This window comes from Candidatus Dormiibacterota bacterium (assembly GCA_035532835.1).
GTDB lineage: Bacteria > Vulcanimicrobiota > Vulcanimicrobiia > Vulcanimicrobiales > Vulcanimicrobiaceae > DAHUXY01.
Genome location: DATKQG010000035.1, coordinates 25,753 through 48,833, shown reverse-complemented (window position 1 = coordinate 48,833; position 23,081 = coordinate 25,753). Strand labels below are relative to the sequence as shown.

Here is a 23,081-nt window from a genome sequence, read left to right as displayed (position 1 = left end):
CGCGTTGCGCGAATGGGGTTGCATGAAGCTGGGCCGTAGTCAGCGCCGCTACGTCATCGGCGGCGTCGAACTTTCGCGAGAAGAGATCGTGCATAAATACTTGCATTTGGTCAAGTATGTGGCCGGTCGCATCTCCGTTAATTTGCCGCCGAATGTTGAGATTAACGATCTCATCAACGATGGAATATTGGGCCTGATCGACGCGATCGAAAAATACGACGACGGCCGAGGCGTCAAATTCGAAACGTATGCGATCACGCGCATTAACGGCGCAATTTTAGATGCGCTTCGCTCGCTGGATTGGGTTCCGCGCGCCGTTCGCCAGCGTGCCAGAGAACTCGAGCGCGCCTTCGCGGAGCTCGAAACCGAGCACGGTCGAGCCCCTACCGAAGATGAAGTCGCGGCCAAGCTCGGCCTCTCGAAGAAGGAGCTGGATCAGCTCGTGCAGCGAGTGCGCGGCACCTCGGTGCTCTCGCTCGAGGAGTTTCTGCCAAACGAAAAAGGCTACGAAATTCCACTGGTCGACACGCTAAAGGACGACGACAACGACGTGACCGTCGAGGTCGAGGCGCACGAGGTTCGGGTCGAACTGGTTCGCGCGGTCGAAAGCCTGCCGCAGCAAGAGCGCACGGTGATCAGCCTCTACTACTTCGAGGGGCAGACCCTCAAAGAAATCAAAGGCGCGCTTGGGGTATCCGAGTCGCGCGTCTCGCAGATTCACGCTCAAGCCGTGATTCATTTACGCCAACGATTGAAGGAGCTCCGCGAGGATCTGGGCTACCGCGACGACGACCCGACGATCAAGCAAAAATATCTCAGGAAGCCCGTTCCTTCGGCCGATGGTAGAGTAGAACTTACCGTGCGGGGGGAAATACCCGACCATGGCGATTCGTCCCGTGGATCTGCAACTCGCTTACCTGGCTGGGCCGCAGAACGCGGCCCTGGTTAGCAGCGAGCAGAATGCACCTGGAATAGCCCAGCAAGCCGCGCAGGTGGCGTTCGCCAATCAGGTGCACCAGCGCGAGGAGACGATCGCGGAGACCGCCGATACGGAGAGCGCTCATCTGCGCGCCGATGCGGACGGAGGCGGAAACGCCGATTCGTACACGCCGGAGCAACGTCAGCCCCACGACGCTCCCTTTATAGATTCGTCCGCGATCCTGGCCGGCGACGGCGAGCACTTCATCGACGTCGTTGTTTAGGGCATGGCCTCGTTCGATCCGTTAGCCGCGTTCGGGCTCGAAGCGGTGGCCGCGGCGCAACAAGCGATCGCGCAGGCAACCATCGACCTCGGCGTGTCGGCCGGGGTGCTGCAAGCTCAGGTTTCGGTCGGCGACGTCATCCCGGCCACGATTCTTCCGCCATCCGGCGGTAACGATCTGCTCTCGTTTCTCGGGCAGACGGTCGTCGCGTCGCTGCCGCAAGGCGTCTACCCCGGCGAAACGCTCGCGCTGCAAGTCACCGGATTTTCGGGGAGCCAGATCCTGGTTCGAAATTTGGGGGTTGCCGACCCCGCGAACCTACCCCCGCCGGTCGCCCTCGAGCCGCCGGCCGCGGGCGCACCGGCCTCCGCGGTGCTCCAAACCGAGGTGCCGAGCCCGCAAGCCCCCGGGCCGCCGGTCGCCGGATCGCCTAGCGACCGCGTCCCGTTGCGCGTACTGCCGCAGCAGGCCCCCGAGCCGCCGAGCGCCGCCGCACCGAATCAGCCTGCAGCGGGGCCCAATCCTTCACCCGCGATTCCGACCGGCAGTATGGCGCCTTCGCCGGCCGTATTCGCGGCGGCAGCCCTTCGGGCGGGGCCGGCGCTCCCGCAGACGACGGCCGCGCAGCCGCAAACGGGGCTGCCCGTCCAGCCGATTCAAGCCGAGATCGAGGCGCGGATCGCCGCCGCCCGGGCGACCTCGGCCGAGATCGGAGCCCGTATCGGGACCGATCCCGCGGCCGAAGCGACGGCTCGAGCGTCGACGGCGCCGGGCCCCGAACGGGCTCCGATGCTCCCGGCGCGGCAGACTCCGGCGGCGGTAGCGGCGGCCCCCTCCCAATCCGTTTCGCCCGAGCAGGCGCTCCTGAGCCGGCTGCGCGTGCCGCAAACCGCATTAACGCTGGCCGCCGCCCGGATCCTCGCCCAGGGCGTTCGCGAGATACCGCGTGCGTTTGCTGCGCTGGAGCGAGCGCTCGCGCAGACGCCGGCCGGCGACCCGCGCGTGCCGGGACTACGCGGCCTGCTCTCGTTTACCGGCCGCATCGATCCGTCGAATACGCGTACGCTGGCGGAACAACTGGCATCGTACGTGAGCAACGTTCTCGATGGGCGCGAATCAAAATTTGCGGCCATCGTTCGAGCGTTCACCGCGCTCGAACAGCCGGAGCAAGAGCCGGCGCTCGGCACGGCGGCCCCCGCTGCGTTTGAAGAACGCACGGTGCCCGCGCAGCCTAACGCGCCCGCGCTGGTGCTGCCGCCGGCCACGCAAGCGCAAGTCGCCGAGCGCAGCGCCGCGTTGGCACTCGATGTCAAAACGGCGATCATGTCGCTGCTGCAAGCGCCCCCGAACGGCGGCGCGCCGAATCTTCCCGCAGCTCTCGGTAGCGCGCTCAACGCAATCACCGCTGCGCAATTGAACGTTTTGAACGCGCGCCAGAGCGATCCGAACGCGATGCTGATTTCGGTCCCGGTGTTCTATCGCGACGGCGGCGCTCCGACGCAGTTGCGCATCGCGCGCGATGCTCGTAAAGGTGCCTCGCTCGACGGGGATAGCTTTCACGTCGCTTTCGTGCTGGATACCAAAACGCTCGGAACCGTCGCGATCGATTTGCAGGCGGTTGGGCGCGAGGTCAGCGTGAGCGTCAAAACCGAGCGCTCGGGCGCCGCGGCTCGCTTTCGTTCCACGCTTGCCGATCTGCGATCGCGCTTAGAGCACCTGCGTTATCGGGTCTCCGCGATCGGCGCCGACGTCGCTCCCGTTCGTGCCGCGGCCGAGGCTGCCGCACCGGCGTCCGTCGAGCCGGACGAGCCGCCGGCCGCTCAGTTGGATTTGCACGCATGAATCGATTCTTCGATTTCCGCAAAGGGCGGTACAAGCGCCCGGCGGCGGCCGCGCTGACCTACGACCCGAGCAAGAGCGAGCCACCGCAAATCGTGGCGGTGGGGCGCGGCGTTACGGCGGAACAGATTTTAGCCGTGGCAAAAGAACACGGCATCCCGCTCTACGAAGACGCCGGGCTGGTCGAAGCGCTCGCGCATCTGGACGTCAGCGACTACATTCCCCGCGAACTCTACGCCGTCGTAGCCGAAGTCCTAGCCTACGTCTTCCGCGTAGACGCAGAATCCAAAACCCCCCACTAAGAGCGGGGCGCAGGGCCCTAAAACAATTCCTTTGGGCCCGAAGGGCGATGGGTTAAGGCGAAGCCTTAACCCGAACAGGAGTTCGATAGTTTTTGGGAAATGGGCGTACTCCGTGAACTGGTTTGAGCGACTACGCGGTTCGCTGGGCAAGGCCCGCGAAACATTTGCGGCGGTACAGGGCCTCGGCCGCGCCGAGAAGCCGCTGACGCCCGAATTTTGGGACGAGCTCGAGGAGCTACTCGTGTTGGCGGACTTCGGGGTCCCCACCACGCAGAAGATCTGTCGCGGACTCCAGACGGTCGCGAAACAGGAGGCGTGGAAAACCACCGCTCAAGCCGTGGCGCGCTTTCATAAAGATGTCGAGCGGTTCTTGACGCTTCCGCATCCCGAGCTACAGCTCGCCGCCCATCCGGCGGCCGTTCTCGTCGTCGGCGTGAACGGAAGCGGCAAAACCACGACGATCGGCAAGCTCGCCACCGCGCTGCGGGCTCAGGGCAAACGCGTGCTGCTCGTGGCCGGAGATACGTTTCGCGCCGCGGCGGCCGAACAGTTGCAGATTTGGGCCGAACGCAGCGGCAGCGACATCGTCCGCGGAGCGGCCGGCGCCGACCCGGCATCGGTGGTTTTCGACGGAATTCGAGCGGGCGTGGCGCGCGGCGTCGATGTCATTCTCATCGATACGGCCGGTCGTTTGCAGAACAAGACCAACCTCATGGAAGAACTCAAAAAAATGCGACGCGTGATCGAGCGCGAGCTCGGCGCCCCGCCGGCGGAGACGCTACTGGTGGTCGACGGCACGACCGGCCAGAACGCGATCTCTCAAGCAAAACTCTTCAACGAAACGGCCGAACTCACCGGGGTGATCGTGACGAAGCTGGATTCCACCGCCAAGGGCGGCGTGCTCGTCGCCATCGTCGATACGCTCGAGATCCCGATTAAATTCATCGGCCTGGGCGAATCGGCGGACGCGCTGCGGCCGTTCGTTCCCTCCGAATTTACGCGTGCGCTCTTCGACGATGCGCCGGAATCGGTACGATCGTAATGCCACCCACTTGGCATTCCTATGTGAGAGCGTGATGGGGTGAAGGTCATCGAAACACCACCAACCAGCAAGAGCACCAAAACTTCGAAAGGAACGAGCATGGCGGCGCAAGACGAACGGCAAGTAGCCCTCGGAAACGCATTGGCGCAGATCGAGCGTCAATTCGGCAAGGGGTCGATTATGCGGATGGGCGATTTTCAGGAGCGCCTCTCCTTCGAGGTGATTCGGAGCGGTTCGATCGCGCTCGACTTGGCACTAGGCGTCGGCGGCTTCCCGCGCGGACGCATCGTCGAGATCTATGGGCCGGAATCGAGCGGTAAGACGACGCTCGCGCTGCATGCGATTGCCGAAGCGCAAAAGAGCGGCGGCACGGCGGCGTTCATCGACGTCGAACACGCGCTCGATCCCAACTACGCCGCAGCGCTCGGCATCGATCTCGATAACCTCCTGGTTTCGCAGCCCGATACCGGCGAACAAGCGCTCGAAATCGCCGAGATGCTCACGCGCAGCAACGCCGTCGACGTCATCGTCGTCGATTCGGTCGCCGCCCTCGTTACCAAAGCCGAACTCGAAGGAGACATGGGCGATGCCCACGTCGGCCTGCAGGCTCGCTTGATGTCGCAAGCGCTACGAAAGCTCACTTCCGCGATCTCGCGCAGCAAAGCGGTGATGATCTTCATCAACCAGCTTCGCGAAAAGGTCGGCGTGATGTTCGGCAGCCCCGAAACGACGTCGGGTGGCCGCGCGCTCAAATTCTACGCATCGATTCGGCTCGACGTGCGTAAGCTCGAACAGATCAAGGTCGGCCAGGATGTCGTCGGCACGCGCACCCGCGTCAAAGTGGTGAAAAATAAAGTTGCGCCGCCATTCCGACAGGCGGAGTTCGACATCACGTACGGCCGCGGTATTTCGAAGATGGGCTCGATTCTCGATGTCGCGCTCGAGCAGAACATCGTCGGCAAGAGCGGGTCGTGGTACACGTACGGCGACAACCGCATCGGTCAGGGTCGCGAAAATGCGAAAGCGTTTTTGGAAGAGCACAGCGATATGGCGGCCGAGATCGAGACGAAAATTCGCGAAGCGTTGGCCGGAACGGTTTCGAAAAACGGTTCGGCAAACGCGGTTACCGTCAGCGAAGAGTAAGCGATGGCGAGGAGCCCGTATGCGGCGGCGCTCGGTTTGCTCGCGCGGCAACGGCTCACCGAAGCGCAACTCTGGCAGCGGCTCGAACGCCGCGGATACGAGGACGACGCCATTCGTGGCGTCGTCGATCGTTGCCGGGCGGAGGGATTTCTCGACGACCGGCTTTTCGCGCAACTCTACGTCGAGGGTAAACGCAGGGCCATCGGAGATGCCCGCCTCGTCGGCGAACTCGTGCGTAAGGGCATCGATCGCGATGCCGCGCGCACGGCCGTCGAGGCGCTAGAGGCATCGCAGGCAGATCGTTGCGGCGCGGCATTGGGTAGTCTTCTGCGAAAAAAAAACAACATGAGCTATCCATCAGCGGCTCGCGGTCTCGAACGCTTAGGCTTCCCCGCGTCGATCATCTATCGCGTGCTGCGCGAACATGCGGCTACGCATGGTCCGCTTGCCGGAATCGATCTTAGCGAGTCGTAGCACGCGGCTCGTCGCTCTCGGTCGCGACCTGGCCGTAGTTGATCATCGACACCAAGAGCACCCCGCCGATGGAGTTGCCGATAAACACGGGCAGAAGAAAGCCGACGAGGTACGCGGGCCACGATGCGGCGCCGCTGACGACGGCGTAAAGCCCCTCGACCGAACCGGCGACGACGTGGCTCAAGCCGGCCGCGCCGACGATGTACGTGACGATGATGATGACCGAGACGCGCGAGTTTTCTGCTGCAGGCAGAAGCCATACCATCAGCGCGATGAGCCAACCGGCAAAGATGCCCTTGAGCAGCACGATGTTAAAACCGTGCGAAAGCGTTTCCCGGCCGATCGACAGAAACGCCGCCTTTACCGTCGGGGAAAAGGCGCCGGTATGTGCGAGGGCCACCGCGACGATGAGCGCTCCGACCAGGTTGGTCACCAGCACGATAGCCCAGAGGCGAGCGACCTTGCCGAACGTGCGCGCATCGGTGTGGTCCAAAAAGGGGAGAACGGCGGTAACGGTATTTTCGGTGAAGAGCTGCTGACGCCCGAGCACAACGATCAAAAATCCGAGCGTGTAGCCAAAGTTTTCGACCAACGCTCTCCACGGCGTATCGGGGAGCGACGCGCGGATCACGCCGGTGGCGATCAGCGAGAATCCCATCGATAGGCCGGCGGCTAGGCCCGAGAACGCGAGCGCGGCCATCGGCCGTTCGAGCTCCTGCTCGCCCTCGCGTCGCACGGTTTCAAAGACGACGGCCGCGCGCAGGCCGACCCGGCGCTTGGATTCCTTGCGCTCGGAATCCGAGAGCTGGACGGTCTCCCCGTCGCGCTCCGAAGCCGGCTTCACGATCATATGCTCGTCCATGCGCGGTGACATACCCATTTCGCCGGCCGAGCAATCGCGTCCATGGATCGAAAAGAACGGGCACCGATAGGCACATGCCGTTCCCAAGCATTCTGGTCGCCGAGGACGAATCGGCGATCCGCGATCTTTTGGCGCACCACCTCGAACGCGAGGCCTTCCACGTGATTCCCGTTTCGGATGGGTTGGCCGCGATTCGCGTTGGCCGTAGCGGCGTCGACGCGCTGATTCTGGATGTCGGGTTGCCGGGCGTGGATGGTTTCGAAGTGGCGCGCGTGTTGCGCCGCGAGCGGCATGAGATGCCGATCCTGATGCTCACCGCCCGCACCGACGAGGTCGATCGCGTCGTCGGCTTCGAACTGGGCGCCGACGACTACGTCTGCAAGCCGTTCTCGCCGCGCGAGGTGGTCGCTCGCGTCAAAGCGCTGTTGCGCCGAACGGGAAAGGGCCAGACGCTAGCGCCCAGCGTGTTGCGTTTCGGCCGGCTCGAAATCGACGAGTCCGCTCGTGAAGCGCGCGTCGACGGTGAGGATCTCAAACTCAAACCGCGCGAATTTGCGCTACTGCTGGAACTGGCGGGAAATCCCGGCATAGCGCTGACGCGCGAACGCCTGCTGCAGAGAGTGTGGGGCTTCGACTTCGAAGGCGACGAACGCACCGTCGACGTGCACGTTCGGCGGCTGCGCGCGCGTCTTGCGGAGCGGGCGGAACTGCGGAAGCTGGTGCAGACGGTCCATGGCTTCGGATACAAATTCCAGCGCGGGTAACTTCTTGCATGGGCCGCCATTCGTACAGGCCATCGAAAGGCGCGCGGCGCTCGGAGATGCGGTCCCCGTGCTGGTCCTTCGGGTTCCGGCTTTCGCGCAGCGAGCTTGGCGAGACGGAAAGGCCTCGGCGCGTCGCTTGGAGCGCCGTACCGCTCGTGCGTTTCTGACCGCGGCGCGCTCGATTCTGCGCGACGGCGACGCGGTCAGCCACGGCGATGGGTGCGACTGGTTTGCGATCGCGATGTTGGAGCCGTCCCGGGAGGCAGCCCCACGCGCCACGATCGACGCGCGAGCTGCCCTGGAGCGGATCGCGCAGGCCGTGGTCGCATCGTGTAATGTCGAGGTGCAGACGGGATGGTGTCACGTGGACGCAGGAAGCCACGGCGCGCGCGATATCGACGCGATCGTGGAACGTGCGCTCGAGCGCGGCGAACGCGAACGCGAGCGCTATGAATTCTTCGCGACCGTCGGCCACGAGCTGCGCACGCCGCTGACGTCGATCCGCGGATACCTCGAGACGTTGCTGGAGCACAACGTCGATCCCAATACCGCGCGCCGCTTCTTGCACGTGGCGCGGCGCGAGGCGCTGCGACTAGCTCGTTTGGTGGACGGGATGTTGGAGTTTTCGCTACTCGATCTCTCCGCGGCGGCATCGCTCTGCGCTACGACCGGCGTCTCGGAGCAGATTGAAGCTGCTTGCGCGGCGTTGGAACCCGTTGCCGCGCAACGCGGCATCCTGCTACGGAGCATTCCGGCCGGATCGCTGCGCGGCCGGATTCGCGACGACGCGCTCATGCACGTGCTGGTCAACCTGATCGAGAACGCGATTAAATACGGCCGGCCGGCGGGACGCGTCGAAGTCTCGGCGCGACTGCGCGAAGGATGCGTTGAAGTGGTCGTGGATGACGACGGCCCGGGCGTGACCCTGTCGGAACGTTCGCGCATTTTCGGCATCCGCGAGCGCGGTAATCGCCGCGACGAGCGCGGCAATGGCATCGGCCTCGCGATCGTCAAGACCATCGCCGAGCGATCCGGCGGCGACGTGACCGTGGGCACCTCGGCCCTGGGCGGCTCCCAGTTTGTATTCAGGGTTCCCGCTGCGAGCGTTGCCGGGGCGGAATTGCGAGCGCTTCCGTCGTAGGAGTATGCCCGTGACTATTCGTCTCGGGCAAGGCGCAATCGGCGAGGAACTTTTCAGCGAGCGGGTGATCGCATTGCGCGTGCAGCAGCTCGGCGAGCAGCTCTCGAGCGAGTATGAGGGCCGGCTTCCGCTCTTCATCGGCATCCTGAATGCGGCCGCGCCGTTTCTTGCCGATCTCACGCGCGCCGTCACGATTCCCTGCGAGTACGACTGGATTGCCGTCAGCAAGGCGAGCGGCTCGGACGGGTTGCGAATCGAGAAGGATACCGTTGCGGCGATTGAAGGCCGGCACGTCGTGTTGATCGACGACGTCGTCGATACGGGCGTTACCCTGCGCTACGTGGTAGGCACCTTGCGCGCCCGGCTCCCGGCCTCGCTGGCCGTGTGCACCCTACTGGATAGACCCGGCCGCAGAGTTGCCGATATTGAAATCATGTACCGCGCTTTCGATGTGACTGATACCTATGTCGTTGGATACGGCCTCGACGATCGCGGCCGTTATCGCGAGCTTCCGGCGCTGCACGCCCGCGGTTCGCGTCGTTGAGTCGCTACGCGCGCATTCTCGCGCTTCTCGTCGCCTTTGCATTGGGGCTCTCTCCGTTGTCGGCCGGCGCGCTGGAGATTCGATCGATCGAGCAAGCAGCCGCTGACTACCACAGCACGAACGCGCATTTGGAAGACATGTTTCGGGCCGCGTTGCTCGATACGGGCAAGCTCGCGCAGTACGCGCCGGACGGTACCGCATATATCAAGACCGGCGACATTCCGGCCGAGTGGCTGCGGGATGCCAGCGCGCAGGCGCGCCCGTATCTCTTTTTCGCCAAAGACGATCCGGACGTGCGCAAGTTGCTGCGCGCGATCATTCAGCGCATGGCCAAATATCTCCAGGTCGATCCGTATGCGAACGCCTTTACGTTAGACTATCGCGTGTGGGAGCAAAAGTTCGAGCTCGATTCCCTCGCCTATCCGGTGACCCTCGCGTGGAGCTATTGGAAGACCACCGGCGATACCTCGGTCTTCGACGACGACTACGCGAAGGCGCTCGATAGCATTCTGGCGACGATGCAGCGCGAACAGGACCATCCCCGCGATTCGCACTACACGGAGAAAGAACTCGCCGACGGCGGCAAGGGGCGTCCGGTCGGATATACGGGCATGATTTGGACCGGCTTTCGCCCGTCCGACGATGCCTGTTACTATAATTTCTTGATCCCTTCGGAGATGTTCGCGGTCGTCGCGTTGGGCGACATGGCGGACATCGAGCGCAACGTCTACCACAATGTGGTAAAGGCCGATGAGGCGACGGCCCTCCGCGATGAGGTGCAGCGCGGCATCCAAACCTACGGGCTGGTGCTGGTTCCGAAATACGGTTACATCTATGCGTACGAAGTCGACGGCCTCGGGCACGCGATTCTAACCGACGACGCGAACATTCCTTCGCTGCTCTCCGCCCCGTACATCGGCTACACACAGCCCGGCGACCGGTTTTACGAGAATACGCGGAAATTTCTACTCTCGTCCGACAACCCGTCATTCTATCAAGGGCAGATGGCGCGCGGAATCGGCAGCTATCACACGCCGGATCATTGGGTGTGGCCGCTCGCGCTAATCATGCAGGGGATGACCACGACCAATCCTACCGAAAAGCAGGACGTGTTGGCGCAATTGCTCGCGAGCGATCCGGGCGACCATCTGCTGCACGAGTCGTTCGATCCAAACGACCCCAAGCGATACACGCGCCAGGATTTCGGATGGCCGAACGCACTGTTTTCGGAGTTTGTGATGACGCAGTTTCAAGGGTTGAGCGAGATCCCGATGGGCGATACGAGCGATCTGGAGTTTCGCTCGGAATGAACAAAGCTGATATCATCGTCGGCATCCAATGGGGCGACGAAGGCAAGGGCCGTATCGTCGATCTCTTCGCGAACGATTACGATGTCGTGGCGCGCTTCGGAGGCGGCGATAATGCCGGCCACCAGATCAACGTCGGCACGACCGACGTAGCCCTGCGCATCGTTCCGTCCGGCGTGCTCAATCCGAGCGTCGAGCTCTTCATTGGGGGCGGAACGGTTGTGAGTTTGGCCGGCCTGACCGACGAGCTCGCGCGCCTAGCGGCGATCGGCGTCGATACGTCGCGCATCCGCATCTCCGACCGGGCCCACGTCGTGCTCCCGTATCACGCCGCCGCCGACCGCGCCAGCGAGCGCGCCCGGGGGGCCGCGGCAATCGGCACGACCGGTCGCGGGATCGGGCCCGCCTACATCGACAAAGTCGCGCGCTCGGGCATCACGTTCGGCGATCTCTCGCGACCCGAGCTACTAGCGGATAAGCTTCGCGCGAATCTGGCGAACCGGGTCAACACCGTGGACGAAGTCTTGCCTAGCGAAGGCGATTTGATCGCGCAGACCTTGGAGGCTGCCGATCGCTTACTTCCCCACGTCGTGGACGGCGTGGCGTATCTTCACGACCGGCTGGAGGCCGGAAAGCGTATCTTGATCGAGGGTGCTCAGGGGACGTTGCTGGATGTCGGATACGGAACCTACCCGTACGTCACTAGCTCGCACACGATCGCAGGCGGTGCGTGCACCGGTCTAGGGATTGGGCCCACCGCAATCGGACGCGTGATCGGCGTGGTCAAAGCGTATTGCACCCGCGTCGGGGCGGGGCCGTTCCCGTCGGAACTGCATGATGATCGCGGCGAACGCCTGCGGCGCCAGGGCGGCGAGTTCGGGACGGTGACCGGCCGGCCGCGTCGCTGCGGCTGGTTTGATGCCGTCGCCGCGCGCTACGCCGTACGCCTCAACGGCCTCTCGTCGATTGCCATTACAAAACTTGACGTTCTCTCGGGCTTCGAGCGGATCGGTATCGTGACCGGGTATCGGCTGCGCGGAGAGGCCGTTGATTTCGGCTCGGCGGGTGCGCCGGAACTGGAGTTGGATATTGAAGAACACGAGGGCTGGAGCGAGGCGATCGACCAGGTGCGCGATATTTCCGCCCTGCCGCCGGCGGCCGCGCGCTACGTCGCGCGCATCCAAGCGCTGCTCGGCGTCCCGGTCGAACTCGTCTCCGTCGGCCGCGAGCGGTCGCAATTAGCGCGATGACGGTAAAAGTGCGTGCGGGGGCGACCGATACTCTTCATAAGAGTCCGGCTGACATTTTGAATGTCTGCCGGCACGAGCGTCGTTGGGCATGGATGCCCGGCGCTACGGGCCACGGTCGGCTGGAGAGTTAGGTAAGAGACGCGTGGATCGCCTCGCATCGATCTGGTCCGATATGGCTGGACGGTTTCAAATACTCTGGGAAGGCCAAAATCGGCAGACCCGGATGTTGGCCGTCACCGGCACCGCCATCATTTTGGCGGCCATCCTTGGGTTGGGATACCTCTACTTCGGCCGCGGTCCTTCGTACGAGACGCTGTTCTCGAATCTTGGTTCCGCGGACGCAAATACCGTCGTCACGCGCCTGAAGAGCGATAAGATTCCGTACCGCCTCTCGACCGACGGCAAGACGGTCTACGTCCCCGCCGAGGACGTGAGCGGAGAGCGCGTCGCGATCGCCGGGTCCGGGCTCATCAAAGGCGGCGGAACCGGATACGAGTTGTTCGACAAGACCAACTTCGGCATGACGCAATTCGAGGAGAAGCTCGACAAGACGCGCGCGATCGAGGGCGAGCTCGAACGAACCATCGACGGGTTGGACCCGGTCGAAACCTCGCGCGTCGCCATCGCGACGCCGGACCAGTCGCTCTACACCTCCACCCAAGAGCCCACTACCGCCTCGATCGCGATCAAGACCAAACCGGGCCAAAGTCTCTTGCCCTCGCAAGTGCGCGGCATAACGATGCTTGTCGCCAACGCGGTCGAGGGGCTCAAGCCAGACAACGTCACGATTGTGAACCAGGACGGCCAAGTGCTTCTGCCCGGCGTCGGCGCGGTCGGCGGCGACGGTACGTCGGCACCGGACGCTCTGAAGTTGACGCAGGAACAGTTGCTGGCCAAGCAGCGATACGAATCCGATCTTCAGCAGAGCATTCAATCGATGCTCGATACCACGCTCGGCAAAAACCGTGCCGTCGCGCGCGTATCGACGAAGATGGATTTCGATGCGACCCAGTCGGATAGCAAGGTCTACTCGCCGCAAGGCACGGTCCTCTCGGCGCAGTCGGAACGCGAGTCCTATAACGGTACGCAACCCGCCGCGCAAGCGGCCATCGGCGTCCCCGGTACGACGAGCAACATCGGCACGTATCAAGCGCCGCAAACGACGCAGACGCAGGGCCGTTACAACAAATCGAAATCGACGACCAATTACGACATATCCGTCCAAAACATCAAACACATCAATGCGCCCGGCAAAGTATTGCAGACCAGCGTTGCGGTGATCGTCGATTCGTCCCCGGTAACCACCAACGTTCCGAACGGCACCGCCGCCGCACGTAACGCGCAACCTTACCAGCTCAGCCCGGCGAACGTGCAGCAGATTCGCAACACGGTCATCGCCGCGGCGGGCTTGAACCTCGCCCAGGGCGACCAAGTCTCGGTTGAAGCGATTCCGTTCAATCCGTCGGTCGAGACGCAACAACAGCCGAGCGCGGTCACGACGACCGTTCTTGGCATTCCGCTCTGGGCACTCATCTCGCTGGGCGGTATCGCACTCCTTGCCGCACTCGGACTGCTCGCAGCCCGCTCGCGCCGCTCGCGCTTCAGTCCAGCTACCGATCTTCCGTCTTTCGATTCTTCGCTGGCGGACGAACTGCCGCCGTTCGAAGAACATCCAATCCTCGAGGGCGTGGCGGGCATCGCCGCGCCGATCCGATCGGCCGCCGATCTCACCAGGGAGCAGATGATCGAATACGTCACGACCGTGGCACAAGAGAACCCGGACAGCATCGCCAAGCTCGTCAAGCTCTGGCTAGCGGAATAAGCGATGGAATCGCCGATCGTCAATCTGTCGGGTTCCGGATTTGCCGAAACCGCATTCGCGGCGTCGCCCTTCAGCGACGCACCGCAGATCGAAATCTCCGGTCCCGAGAAGGCCGCAATCCTGTTGATCACGCTGGGGCTCGAACTCTCGGCAACGATCTTTAAGTTCTTACGGCAGGACGAAGTCGAGCGCATCGTTCTCGAAATCGCCAAGATCACGACCGTCTCGATCGAACGGCGCGACGCCGTCGTTCAAGAAGCCTATCAGCGTGCGATTGCCCTAAAGTACATCAACGAAGGCGGCATCGAATACGCGAAGGAGATTCTCGAGCGGAGCTTCGGTTCGGGCCAAGCCGACGATATGACCAGCCGCCTGTTCGCGGCGCTCAAACACGGCAATCCCCTAGAGCTGATCAAAAACACCGAACCCGCACAGCTGCTGCAATTCATCCAAGACGAACATCCGCAGACGATCGCGCTGATATTGGTGTACATGCAGGCCGAACAGGCCGGCGCGGTACTCTCGGCGCTCCCGCCCGAACTCCAAGCGGAGGTTGCGATGCGCATTGCGATCTTGCAGAAAACCGCACCGGAAGTTCTGGAGCAACTCGACGAGCTGCTCGGACGCCGTCTGCTCGTTCAGGGCGCGGATTTTGCGAAGGCCGGCGGCGTGCAGTCGCTTGCGAACGTGATGAACTTCGTCGACCGCGAGACCGAGAAAAACATCTTAGACGGATTGGCAAAGCGCGACCCGGAACTCGCTCAAGAAGTCAAGAACCTGCTCTTCGTCTTCGAGGACATCGTCAATCTCGACGATCGCTCGATCCAGCGTATCCTCAAAGAGGTGGACGGCAAAGATCTGGCTCTCGCGCTCAAAGTTGCGAACGACGAACTGCTCGGCCGCGTCTACAAAAATATGTCATCGCGCGCCGCAAGCATGCTCAAAGAAGAGATCGAGCTGCTGGGACCGACACGGATGCGTGAGGTCGGCAAGGCGCAGCAGCAGATCGTGGACGTGATTCGTACGCTCGAAGAGAACGGGCAGATCGTTATCGCGCGTGGCGCTAAAGACGAACGACTGGTTTAATGGGTAAAGTCGTTCGCGAAGCGCGCTTTATCGACGGTTCGTACGTCGTCCCGATCCCGCATTTCGATCGTGCCGCCGAGCCCGAGCGGCAGGGAGAACTCGACGCCCGCTTCGCGGCGCCGTTCCGTGGCGATGCGGACGTGCTCGAGCAGCCGGTTCCCGAACCGATCGTTGAAGAAACGCCGGTACCGCAGATCGATTGGGACGCGGTTGCCGCCGAAGCGGACGCATTGATCGATCGGGCCGCGGAGGATGCGCGGACGCTGCTTGCGGACGCAGCCGAACGCGGACGCGCGCTCATCGCGCGAGCCGACGAGCGCGTCCTCGAGATCGAGAGCCAGGCCAAGGCGAGCGCTCGCGAACAGGGATTCGCCGAGGGTCGCCAGCAGATCGAAGCCGAGACGGCCTCACTGATCGCGACGTTGCGCGAGCTCGTTGACTCGGCGCGTAACGAACGCCACACGGTTATCGAGGGCGCGGAGCCGGAGCTGGTACGTCTGGCGATGGCGATCGCCGAAAGCGTCGTGCATCAACACATCGCGTTGGATCCTAGCGTCGTGGTCGAAAACGTCCGCAATGCGCTCACGCGCTTAGTGTCGCGCGAGGTCGTAACGCTCCGCGTCAATCCGATAGATCTCGACATGATCCGCCAGCATCGCGATGCGATCGTGGCGTCGCACGACGTCGAGCACTTGCGGATCGTCGAGGATCAGCGCGTGGATCGCGGCGGCGTCGTCCTCGAGACCGAGGCCGGCACGATCGATGCCAAGATTTCCACGCAGTTGCGCGAAGCGCGCAAGGCGCTGCAGAACGATGAGGCCATCGAACTCGGCCAATCCGGCACGGAGCTGCTCCGTCCGCCGGCCCAGGCGAGCTAGGCGGCCGCCGTGTCGATGACGTTTAACGCCGACCGCTATATCGCCAACTTACGCAACGCGGATCTCGTTTCGCAGTACGGCAAAGTTCGCCAGGTCATCGGTGTGGTGATCGAGAGCCACGGTCCGAATATGGCGATCGGCGAAACGTGCTCGATTTCGTACAAGCGTACCGCCGAGCCGGTGCTTGCCGAAGTCGTCGGATTTCGCGACAGCAAGGTCTTGATTATGCCGCTTGGCGAGCTCAAGGGCATCGGCGCCGGCAGCGACGTGATCGCGCATGGAAAGCCGCTCGAAATCGGAGTCACCGATCGGCTGCTGGGCCGCGTGCTCGACGGCCTGGGCCGCCCGATGGACGGTAAGGGATCGATCGTGGCCGATCATCGCGCCGAAGTGAACTCGGCGCCGCCCGGGGCGCTCACGCGCCAACGGGTAACCGAGCCGCTGGCGCTGGGTATCCGGGCGATCGACGGAATGTTGACCTGCGGTAAGGGGCAGCGCGTCGGCGTGTTCGCCGGTTCCGGCGTCGGCAAATCGACGATTTTGGGGATGATCGCGCGTAACACGTCGGCCGACGTCAACGTGATCGCCTTGGTCGGCGAGCGCGGTAAAGAAGTACGCGACTTCATCGAGCGCGATCTCGGCGAAGAGGGCCTGCGCCGCAGCGTCGTCGTCGTCTCCACCAGCGATCAGCCGGCTCTGGTCCGCATCAAGGCCGCATCCGTGGCAATGACGATCGCCGAGTACTTTCGCGACCAAGGGTTGGACGTGATGTTCATGATGGACTCGGTCACGCGGTTTGCCATGGCCCAGCGCGAGGTGGGCCTAGCGATCGGCGAGCCGACGACGACTCGCGGCTACACGCCATCGGTCTTCGCCATGCTCCCAAAACTGCTCGAGCGAGCCGGGACGTCCCAACGCGGGACGATTACGGGACTCTTCTCGGTTTTGGTGGACGGAGACGACATGAACGAGCCGGTTGCCGATGCGGTGCGCTCGATTCTCGACGGGCACATCGTGCTTTCGCGCCAACTCGCCTCGGCGAATCATTATCCCGCCATCGACGTCCTGCAGAGCGTCAGCCGCGTGATGCCCGACGTCGTCGATGAAAACCACTACTCGGCGGCATCGGCGATTCGCGACGTGCTTGCGACCTATCGCGATGCCGAAGATCTCATCAACATCGGCGCCTACGTGCAGGGCAGCAATCCCCGCGTCGATCTAGCGCTCTCGAAAATCGAATCGATCCGACACTTTCTGCGGCAAGGCATCTACGAAACGACCGGGTACGAACAGGCGGTGCAGTCGCTCATGAGCGTCGCATAATGGCACGCCGCTTCCGCTTTACGCTGCAACCGCTCCTCGAGCACCGCGGCCGCATCGAAAACCAAAAGCAGCAAGCCGTGGCGCTGCGTCAGATCGCGCACGATGAAGCCCAGCGCGATCTCGACCGGCTCGACCGCGAGTTTCGCGATAGTTCGGCGCGCTTGCGCACCGAGCATAAACGCTACGACCTCGAGCAGTTACGGCTCCATTACGCGCACGTGCAATTTCTCGATCGAGCCATCGTGGCGCAGATCCGCGTGGTCGCCGAGCGTAGGATCGAGCTCGACCGCTCGCGCCAGGAACTCTTGGCATCGAGCAAAGAACGCAAGATCGTGGAGAAGCTCAAAGAGCGTCGCCGCGAAGCATTTACGAACGAAGAGTTGCGCATCGAGCAGAACGAACTCGACGACGGAAACGCTCGCCGGTTCGGCCGGAGCATGCAACAGATGGGAGGAGCATCGTGATCGTAACGCGCCAACGGCGTAAGACCTTTCCGTGGAGTCGCGTGCTGTTGCCGCTGATCGCCATCGCACTGGTCGCATTCGCCTTCGTCTGGCAGCCGTCGCGAAACGAGATCGTCAACGGTCCGCTTGCCCCGGTTTGGCGCGCGAGCGCTCCGATGGCCGACACGATCGCCGGACCATTCCATTTCGCCGCGCAAAATCAAGCGATGACCGATTTGAAGCACCAGATCCTCCAATTGCAACATCAGGTTACCGCCGCGCAAAATGCTTCGAAGTCCAAAGACCGGCAAATTTCGAGACTTCAGGCGCAGATAACGCAATTCGAATCGCAAGCTGCGAATGCGAAAGCCGCCAAGCCTTCCGCGTCGTCCGGCTCGCCGATCGCGGCCGGGTCGGCCGCCGCCGGAACCGGCACGAGCGCGCAAGCCGGCCCCACGACCGGCGATCTTTCGGCCGGGGCTACCCCGGATATGCGGCGCACCGCCCAGTATTGGGCGAACATGGAACCTCAGAACGCCGCGAAAGTCGTGCAAAAATTGCCCTCTGCGTACGTCGCGCGCGTGATGTCGCTCATGTCACCGGATGCCGCGGGCGCGATTCTGGATGCGTTGCCGGCAGCGGTCGCCGCGCGGCTGACGCAGGAACACCCCGAGCTGCGACGGTAAGAAGCGCGCATGATCGTCCGCCTCGCAGCATGGTATCGTTGGCATTGGCTCCTGGGAGTCCAGCGGTAGCGGCATGCGTTCGTTCGGAGAAATATCCGTAGAAGGCCGCCCGCAACCGGGCGGCCTTCTCGTATCCCGGGCCCGCACCATCGGGTCCGACGTCCTCACGCCGATCGGCGCCTATCGCGCGCTGGCAACGCCGGGCAACGCGTGTTTGCTCGAAAGCGTCGAGCACGGCGGCCGCATCTCGCGCTACTCGTTCATCGGCCTGGATTACCTGCACAGCGAATCGTTCGAGGCCACCCCCGACATGTACGAGCGCATTCGCGCGATGGTGCGTGGCTATCGGATCGCAGGCGATCGCCCGGAACTCGGCGGTGCACTGCTCGCATTTGCCTACGACGCCGCTCGGCCGTCCGCGCGGATGAACCCCGGGCACGCCGCCGAGCCGCCCATGCCCGCCGCCTATGTGACGATTCCGTCGAGCTGGCTCATCTTCGACCACTTCACGCACACGTTAACGATCTGGGCCTGCGGGGAGGACGAGCGATCCGTCGACGCACGTATCGATGCGTATATCGAGCGTCTGCTGGCCGCGCGACCGGTCCTTGCCGCGCCCGTACGAGCGATCGGCCCCGTGTGGTCGTCGCTCGATCGCGATGCCTACCTGAGTCGCGTCGCGCGGATCAAACAGCACATCTACGACGGCGACGTCTATCAACTCCAAATCGGCATCCGCTTCGGCGTCGATCTAGAGGGCGACGCGTTCGATCTCTACCGCGCGCTGCGGCGAAGAAATCCCTCTCCCTACATGTTCTACGTGGACGCGCCGTTCGGGCAATTGCTTGGCGCCTCGCCGGAGTTCTTGGTGCGTCTTGAAGGGCGCCGCGCGCGCATTCGCCCGCTCGCCGGCACCCGCTCGCGCGGCGCGAATGAAGCAGAAGACGAACGGATCGCCGGCGAGTTGCTGCAGAACGAAAAGGAACGCGCCGAGCACGTGATGCTGGTCGATCTCGGTCGCAACGATTTGGGCGCGGTTTGCGAATACGGCAGCGTCGCCGTGGACGAACTCTTGCAAATCGAGCGCTATAGCCACGTGATGCACATCGTTTCCGACGTGGTGGGAACGCTACGCGACGGCCGCGACGGCCTCGATCTCTTCCGAGCCGGCTTCCCCGCGGGGACGGTCACAGGAACGCCCAAAGTGCGCGCGATGCAACTCATCGACGAATTCGAACCGGTCTCGCGTGGTTTCTACGCGGGAAGCATCGGCCGCTGGTCCTTCGGCGGAGACTTCGATTCATGCATCACGCTGCGCAGCTTGCACGCGCACGATAGACGCGTGTATTGGCAAGCCTCCGCGGGCATCGTCGCCGATAGCGACCCGCAATCGGAGTACGAAGAAGTGCTACAGAAGACGCGCATCGCGCGCGAGGTATTGGGATTGTGACCCATTGTACCTGTTGGCCGCATGCCCTACGTTCGTTGGGGGACGTGCGATTTTTGCGCAATCGACAGGATGTCGACTTCCTTTGGCCGTTGCGCAAAAACGTACGAGTAGGAAGCGCGCAGGATGCGCGCTGACGAACGGTCCCCCAACGGACGTAGGGCATGCGGCCAACAGGTAGCCGCACGCTCGGGAATGGGAGGTGAATGTGCGCGTTCTGTTCGTTGATAATTACGATTCGTTTGCGTACAACGTCGTGCATTTGTTTGCGGCGGCGGGTTGTGCGCCGGACGTGGTGCTGAACGACGATTCGGTGCTTGAAGCCGCGTTGCTCGATCGCTACGATGCGCTGGCGATCGGCCCGGGGCCCGGTAATCCGTCGCAGAAGCCGCAGATGATGGCGCTGCTGCGAGCGGCGATCGCGCGTTCGATGCCGACGTTCGGCGTCTGCCTGGGATTGCAGGCGATCGGGGAAGCGCTGGGCGCAACCGTAACGCACGCGCCCAGCCAAATGCATGGGAAGACCTCCGCCATTTCGCACGACGCTTCGGGCGTCTTTAGCGGCCTGCCCTCGCCGTTTACGGCGACGCGCTATCATTCGCTCGCATTGGACCCGGCCACGATCCCTTCGGCGTTGCTGGTTACGGCCCGCAGCGAAGACGGCGTGATTCAGGGGATCGCCCATCGCGCGTTGCCGGTGCACGCGGTGCAATTCCACCCGGAGTCGGTGCTGAGCGAGCACGGCGAAGCGTTGATTCGCAATTTTTTGCGGCTCGCGCGATTGACGGCTACGGCGGCACCGTGATAGACTTCGCGTTAATGACAACCACGCAGACCGCTCGTTGGTGGTGGCACCTGACCGCAGAAATTGCCGGTGAGGCGCGCGTGCTATTGTCGTGGAGCGAATGAACTAGAAGCTGGTTCACCATCGTTGACGAGGCCGCCCCAACCGGGGCGGCCTCGTTTTTTATGCGTCGAGTTAGGAGTAGTGTTCCGTGTATCAATTGGCGAGCAGGGGAGAGCGTGAAGGGTCGATCGTCGACGTGGACGGGGTGCGTTTCGGTGAGGGCTTCGTCGTTATCGCCGGCCCGTGCGCCGTCGAGGACGAGTTCCAGATGGAGGCGGTCACGCGCGGCGTTGCGTCCTGCGGCGCCCACATGCTTCGCGGCGGCGCTTTCAAGCCGCGGACGTCGCCGTACTCATTCCAAGGCTTGGGTGAAGCCGGGGTCGAGCTGATCGCGCGCGTCGCCGAAAAGCATCGGATGCCGACGGTCGTGGAAGCGATGGCCGAATCGCAACTCGGCCTGCTTTCCTCGCACGTATCGATGATTCAGATCGGTGCGCGGAACATGCAGAACTACTCGTTGCTGCAGGCCGCCGCCCGAACCGGGAAGCCGATCCTGCTCAAGCGCGGCCCGGCCGCGACGTTGGACGAGGTCCTGTACGCCGCCGAGTACCTCTTGGTCGAGGGCAACGAGCGGGTGGTTTTATGCGAACGCGGCGTCCGCGGATTCGATCCGCAGACCCGCAACCTCTTCGATTTGGCTGGGGCGCTGCGGCTCAAGGAGCTAACGCACTTGCCCGTGATAGTCGACCCCAGCCATGCGACCGGACGGCGCAGCTTGATTGCGCCGCTGGTCGCAGCGTCCGCCGCGGCGGGTTTGGACGGTGCGATGGTGGAGGTCCATCCGGACCCGGCCCGCGCGCGGTCGGACGCAGAACAGGCACTCGACTTGGGTGCCTTCGCCGGACTGATGGCCCGGGTAGCGCCTGCCCCTAAGGTCGCCGCCTCGCCGAGCCGATGAAATTAGCGAGGGTCCATGCGTGGGCCTTCGTATCGAATTGGTGCGAAAGGAGGTGAATGGAATATGGCATCAATCAGTCCTTTTATCGGGATTTTACCGGTAGCGCATGGCGGCGCTCCGGGCTTCAAATCGCCGGTCACCTCCATGCAAAGCCCGACCGATCGGGGCACGACGGTTGCTACGGCACCGAACGCCTTCGCATCGATCTTTGCATCGCTCGGCCTACCCGGCTTAGCGCGCGGCGCGACGCCGCAACCGGTCGCATCGAAGAATGACCTCGCTGGAACTTCGAGCGGCGGTGCAACCTCGCAAGTGGTCTCACAGGTGACGGGTTTGCTGCAAAGTGGAGTCCCACTCTCGTCGATCATTGCCCGCCTCTCGTCGATCATCTCCGCAGCGTTGCATCGAGCATTGCCGCAAGGGATGGCTTCGGTATCGGGTCAGATCGATAGCTCGCTCTTGCAATCCCTCACGAACGCGCTCTCTCCACCCGCACATGCTCCACCTGGAACCGCCGCCGAACAAGCGGCGACCCTCGTAGCGCAGTTGCAGCAATGGCTGAGCGGAGTTGCGGGGGTAGCGCAGGGACAAGCAGGGCAGCAGAGCGACATCTCGGGATCAATCTTGGACACCACTTCGGTGAAAGAAACCCCGGCCCAGCACGACACACAGCGAACGTCAAACTTCGCGTTTGACGCCGCAAGCCTCGCGCAATCGCTCCTCGCAACGGTGACGGCATCGCTGTCTCCGCCTGTTTCGTCTTCTCCGCAGACCGCGCAAAACGCGGCGACGCTCGTACCCTCCGTACCGGCGCACGGCGCCGATACGGCGATATCATCCGTCGCTACGTCAACCCCGGCGCCGGCCAACGGGCAAACGGCTGCACCCGACCTTCTGGCGCGCATGATCGTGCGCGCTTCGAGCGTCGACGCGCAGTTGAATGCTCCGGCGATTGCGGCTGCAGCCTCGGAGGCCACTTCGCAGGCAACCGCCGCCGCTACGCGTGGCGACGGAACGCTCTCAACCCCGTCCATGCTCGCCGCCCGCTTTGCGGCGGCGTTAGCAACGACGGTGGGCGTGCCCGCGTCCGGATCGTCATCCGATGCGCAAACCTCCACGTGGACCGGTTCGGGCTTCGGCACGGGCCGCGACACTTCGCGTACCGCATCTGCCCGCTCCACGACGGATCAGCCGAGCCTTGCGCTCGGTGCGCTTCCGACCGTGGCGATGCAGACGCAAGCGCAACAAGCGGCGATGCCCGCAACGCCCGCGCTACCCGATCCAACGGCGATCGTGGAGCAGGTCGTCAAAGGCATGGCGATGCGCAGCCTCTCCAACGGGACCTCGGAGATTCGGCTGAGATTGTTCCCCGAAAATCTCGGGGAGGTCTCGATGAAGCTCACGATCGCGGGATCTTCGGTCAACGCCAGTATCGTAGCGCAGAACAGCACCGTGCAAAGCGCGCTGGTTAACGGCCACCAACAACTCGCGCGTTCCTTGAATGAAGCCGGCCTGACCCTCTCGGGTTTCTCGGTCGACGTTTCGGGGGGCGATGCCGGTAACGGCGGCAACAAAGACCGTGCCTCCGGCTTCGGCCGACACTACGTCATCCACGAACTACCGGGATCGCCCGAAGCGATCGCGGCAACCGGCCCGAGTTCGTCGCCCTCGATCGTCAACGGATCGACCCTCGAACTCTTCAACTATCTCGTCTAGGAGGA

At 63.4% G+C, this 23,081-nt stretch carries 23 protein-coding genes; 22 read left to right on the top strand and 1 reads right to left on the bottom strand.

Annotation, left to right across the window (positions count from 1 at the left end):
• Nucleotides 1-22 precede the first annotated feature (22 nt).
• From VMW12_04670 to VMW12_04640, 7 genes are all read left to right on the top strand, one after another.
• Nucleotides 23-949 carry a FliA/WhiG family RNA polymerase sigma factor gene (locus tag VMW12_04670; GenBank protein ID HUZ49025.1) on the top strand — a complete coding sequence of 309 codons (927 nt, stop codon included), beginning with the start codon at nt 23-25 and terminating at the stop codon, nt 947-949.
• Complete coding sequence (locus tag VMW12_04665; protein HUZ49024.1) at nt 882-1,202, top strand: hypothetical protein; 321 nt, start codon at nt 882-884, stop codon at nt 1,200-1,202. The genes VMW12_04670 and VMW12_04665 overlap by 68 nt, the downstream gene beginning before the upstream one ends.
• Nucleotides 1,203-1,205: 3 nt before the next feature.
• Nucleotides 1,206-3,044: a flagellar hook-length control protein FliK gene (locus VMW12_04660; GenBank protein ID HUZ49023.1), complete on the top strand. Its 1,839-nt coding sequence runs from the start codon at nt 1,206-1,208 to the stop codon at nt 3,042-3,044.
• The gene (locus VMW12_04655) at nt 3,041-3,343 is read left to right on the top strand and encodes an EscU/YscU/HrcU family type III secretion system export apparatus switch protein (protein HUZ49022.1); all 303 of its coding nucleotides are present in this window, start codon (nt 3,041-3,043) and stop codon (nt 3,341-3,343) included. Before VMW12_04660 ends, VMW12_04655 begins: the two co-directional genes overlap by 4 nt.
• Before the next feature lie 112 nt (nt 3,344-3,455).
• The gene (ftsY, locus tag VMW12_04650) at nt 3,456-4,385 is read left to right on the top strand and encodes a signal recognition particle-docking protein FtsY (GenBank protein ID HUZ49021.1); all 930 of its coding nucleotides are present in this window, start codon (nt 3,456-3,458) and stop codon (nt 4,383-4,385) included.
• A 99-nt stretch (nt 4,386-4,484) separates the two neighbouring features.
• The gene (gene recA, locus VMW12_04645; protein ID HUZ49020.1) at nt 4,485-5,528 is read left to right on the top strand and encodes a recombinase RecA; all 1,044 of its coding nucleotides are present in this window, start codon (nt 4,485-4,487) and stop codon (nt 5,526-5,528) included.
• Nucleotides 5,529-5,531: 3 nt separating this feature from the next.
• On the top strand, nt 5,532-6,002 hold the full coding sequence (locus VMW12_04640; protein ID HUZ49019.1) for a regulatory protein RecX: 471 nt from the start codon (nt 5,532-5,534) through the stop codon (nt 6,000-6,002).
• On the opposite strand, the gene VMW12_04635 is transcribed toward VMW12_04640, so the two are convergent.
• Nucleotides 5,989-6,864 carry a formate/nitrite transporter family protein gene (locus VMW12_04635; GenBank protein HUZ49018.1) on the bottom strand — a complete coding sequence of 292 codons (876 nt, stop codon included), beginning with the start codon at nt 6,862-6,864 and terminating at the stop codon, nt 5,989-5,991. The genes VMW12_04640 and VMW12_04635 overlap by 14 nt on opposite strands.
• A gap of 74 nt (nt 6,865-6,938) precedes the next feature.
• On the opposite strand from VMW12_04635, the gene VMW12_04630 reads away from it, so the two are divergent.
• From VMW12_04630 to VMW12_04560, 15 genes are all read left to right on the top strand, one after another.
• Nucleotides 6,939-7,628, top strand: a complete 690-nt coding sequence (locus VMW12_04630) for a response regulator transcription factor (GenBank protein ID HUZ49017.1) — start codon at nt 6,939-6,941, stop codon at nt 7,626-7,628.
• Complete coding sequence (locus tag VMW12_04625) at nt 7,597-8,769, top strand: HAMP domain-containing sensor histidine kinase (protein HUZ49016.1); 1,173 nt, start codon at nt 7,597-7,599, stop codon at nt 8,767-8,769. Before VMW12_04630 ends, VMW12_04625 begins: the two co-directional genes overlap by 32 nt.
• A 10-nt stretch (nt 8,770-8,779) precedes the next feature.
• A complete protein-coding gene (locus VMW12_04620) occupies nt 8,780-9,313 on the top strand; it encodes a phosphoribosyltransferase family protein (protein HUZ49015.1) in 534 nt (177 codons plus the stop codon).
• The gene (locus VMW12_04615) at nt 9,310-10,623 is read left to right on the top strand and encodes a glycoside hydrolase family 125 protein (GenBank protein ID HUZ49014.1); all 1,314 of its coding nucleotides are present in this window, start codon (nt 9,310-9,312) and stop codon (nt 10,621-10,623) included. Before VMW12_04620 ends, VMW12_04615 begins: the two co-directional genes overlap by 4 nt.
• Nucleotides 10,620-11,870, top strand: a complete 1,251-nt coding sequence (locus VMW12_04610) for an adenylosuccinate synthase (GenBank protein HUZ49013.1) — start codon at nt 10,620-10,622, stop codon at nt 11,868-11,870. Before VMW12_04615 ends, VMW12_04610 begins: the two co-directional genes overlap by 4 nt.
• Nucleotides 11,871-12,012: 142 nt before the next feature.
• A complete protein-coding gene (fliF, locus tag VMW12_04605) occupies nt 12,013-13,692 on the top strand; it encodes a flagellar basal-body MS-ring/collar protein FliF (protein HUZ49012.1) in 1,680 nt (559 codons plus the stop codon).
• 3 nt (nt 13,693-13,695) lie between these two features.
• The gene (gene fliG / locus VMW12_04600) at nt 13,696-14,778 is read left to right on the top strand and encodes a flagellar motor switch protein FliG (protein ID HUZ49011.1); all 1,083 of its coding nucleotides are present in this window, start codon (nt 13,696-13,698) and stop codon (nt 14,776-14,778) included.
• Nucleotides 14,778-15,656 carry a FliH/SctL family protein gene (locus VMW12_04595; protein HUZ49010.1) on the top strand — a complete coding sequence of 293 codons (879 nt, stop codon included), beginning with the start codon at nt 14,778-14,780 and terminating at the stop codon, nt 15,654-15,656. The genes fliG and VMW12_04595 overlap by 1 nt, the downstream gene beginning before the upstream one ends.
• A gap of 15 nt (nt 15,657-15,671) precedes the next feature.
• On the top strand, nt 15,672-16,979 hold the full coding sequence (fliI, locus tag VMW12_04590; protein HUZ49009.1) for a flagellar protein export ATPase FliI: 1,308 nt from the start codon (nt 15,672-15,674) through the stop codon (nt 16,977-16,979).
• A complete protein-coding gene (gene fliJ / locus VMW12_04585) occupies nt 16,979-17,443 on the top strand; it encodes a flagellar export protein FliJ (protein HUZ49008.1) in 465 nt (154 codons plus the stop codon). The genes fliI and fliJ overlap by 1 nt, the downstream gene beginning before the upstream one ends.
• On the top strand, nt 17,440-18,108 hold the full coding sequence (locus VMW12_04580) for a hypothetical protein (GenBank protein HUZ49007.1): 669 nt from the start codon (nt 17,440-17,442) through the stop codon (nt 18,106-18,108). Before fliJ ends, VMW12_04580 begins: the two co-directional genes overlap by 4 nt.
• 73 nt (nt 18,109-18,181) lie before the next feature.
• Nucleotides 18,182-19,558, top strand: a complete 1,377-nt coding sequence (locus VMW12_04575; protein HUZ49006.1) for an anthranilate synthase component I family protein — start codon at nt 18,182-18,184, stop codon at nt 19,556-19,558.
• A gap of 199 nt (nt 19,559-19,757) precedes the next feature.
• Complete coding sequence (locus VMW12_04570; protein HUZ49005.1) at nt 19,758-20,360, top strand: aminodeoxychorismate/anthranilate synthase component II; 603 nt, start codon at nt 19,758-19,760, stop codon at nt 20,358-20,360.
• Nucleotides 20,361-20,550: 190 nt separating this feature from the next.
• A complete protein-coding gene (aroF, locus tag VMW12_04565) occupies nt 20,551-21,360 on the top strand; it encodes a 3-deoxy-7-phosphoheptulonate synthase (protein ID HUZ49004.1) in 810 nt (269 codons plus the stop codon).
• Between the two features lie 63 nt (nt 21,361-21,423).
• The gene (locus VMW12_04560) at nt 21,424-23,076 is read left to right on the top strand and encodes a flagellar hook-length control protein FliK (GenBank protein HUZ49003.1); all 1,653 of its coding nucleotides are present in this window, start codon (nt 21,424-21,426) and stop codon (nt 23,074-23,076) included.
• The last annotated feature ends 5 nt before the right edge of the window (nt 23,077-23,081 follow it).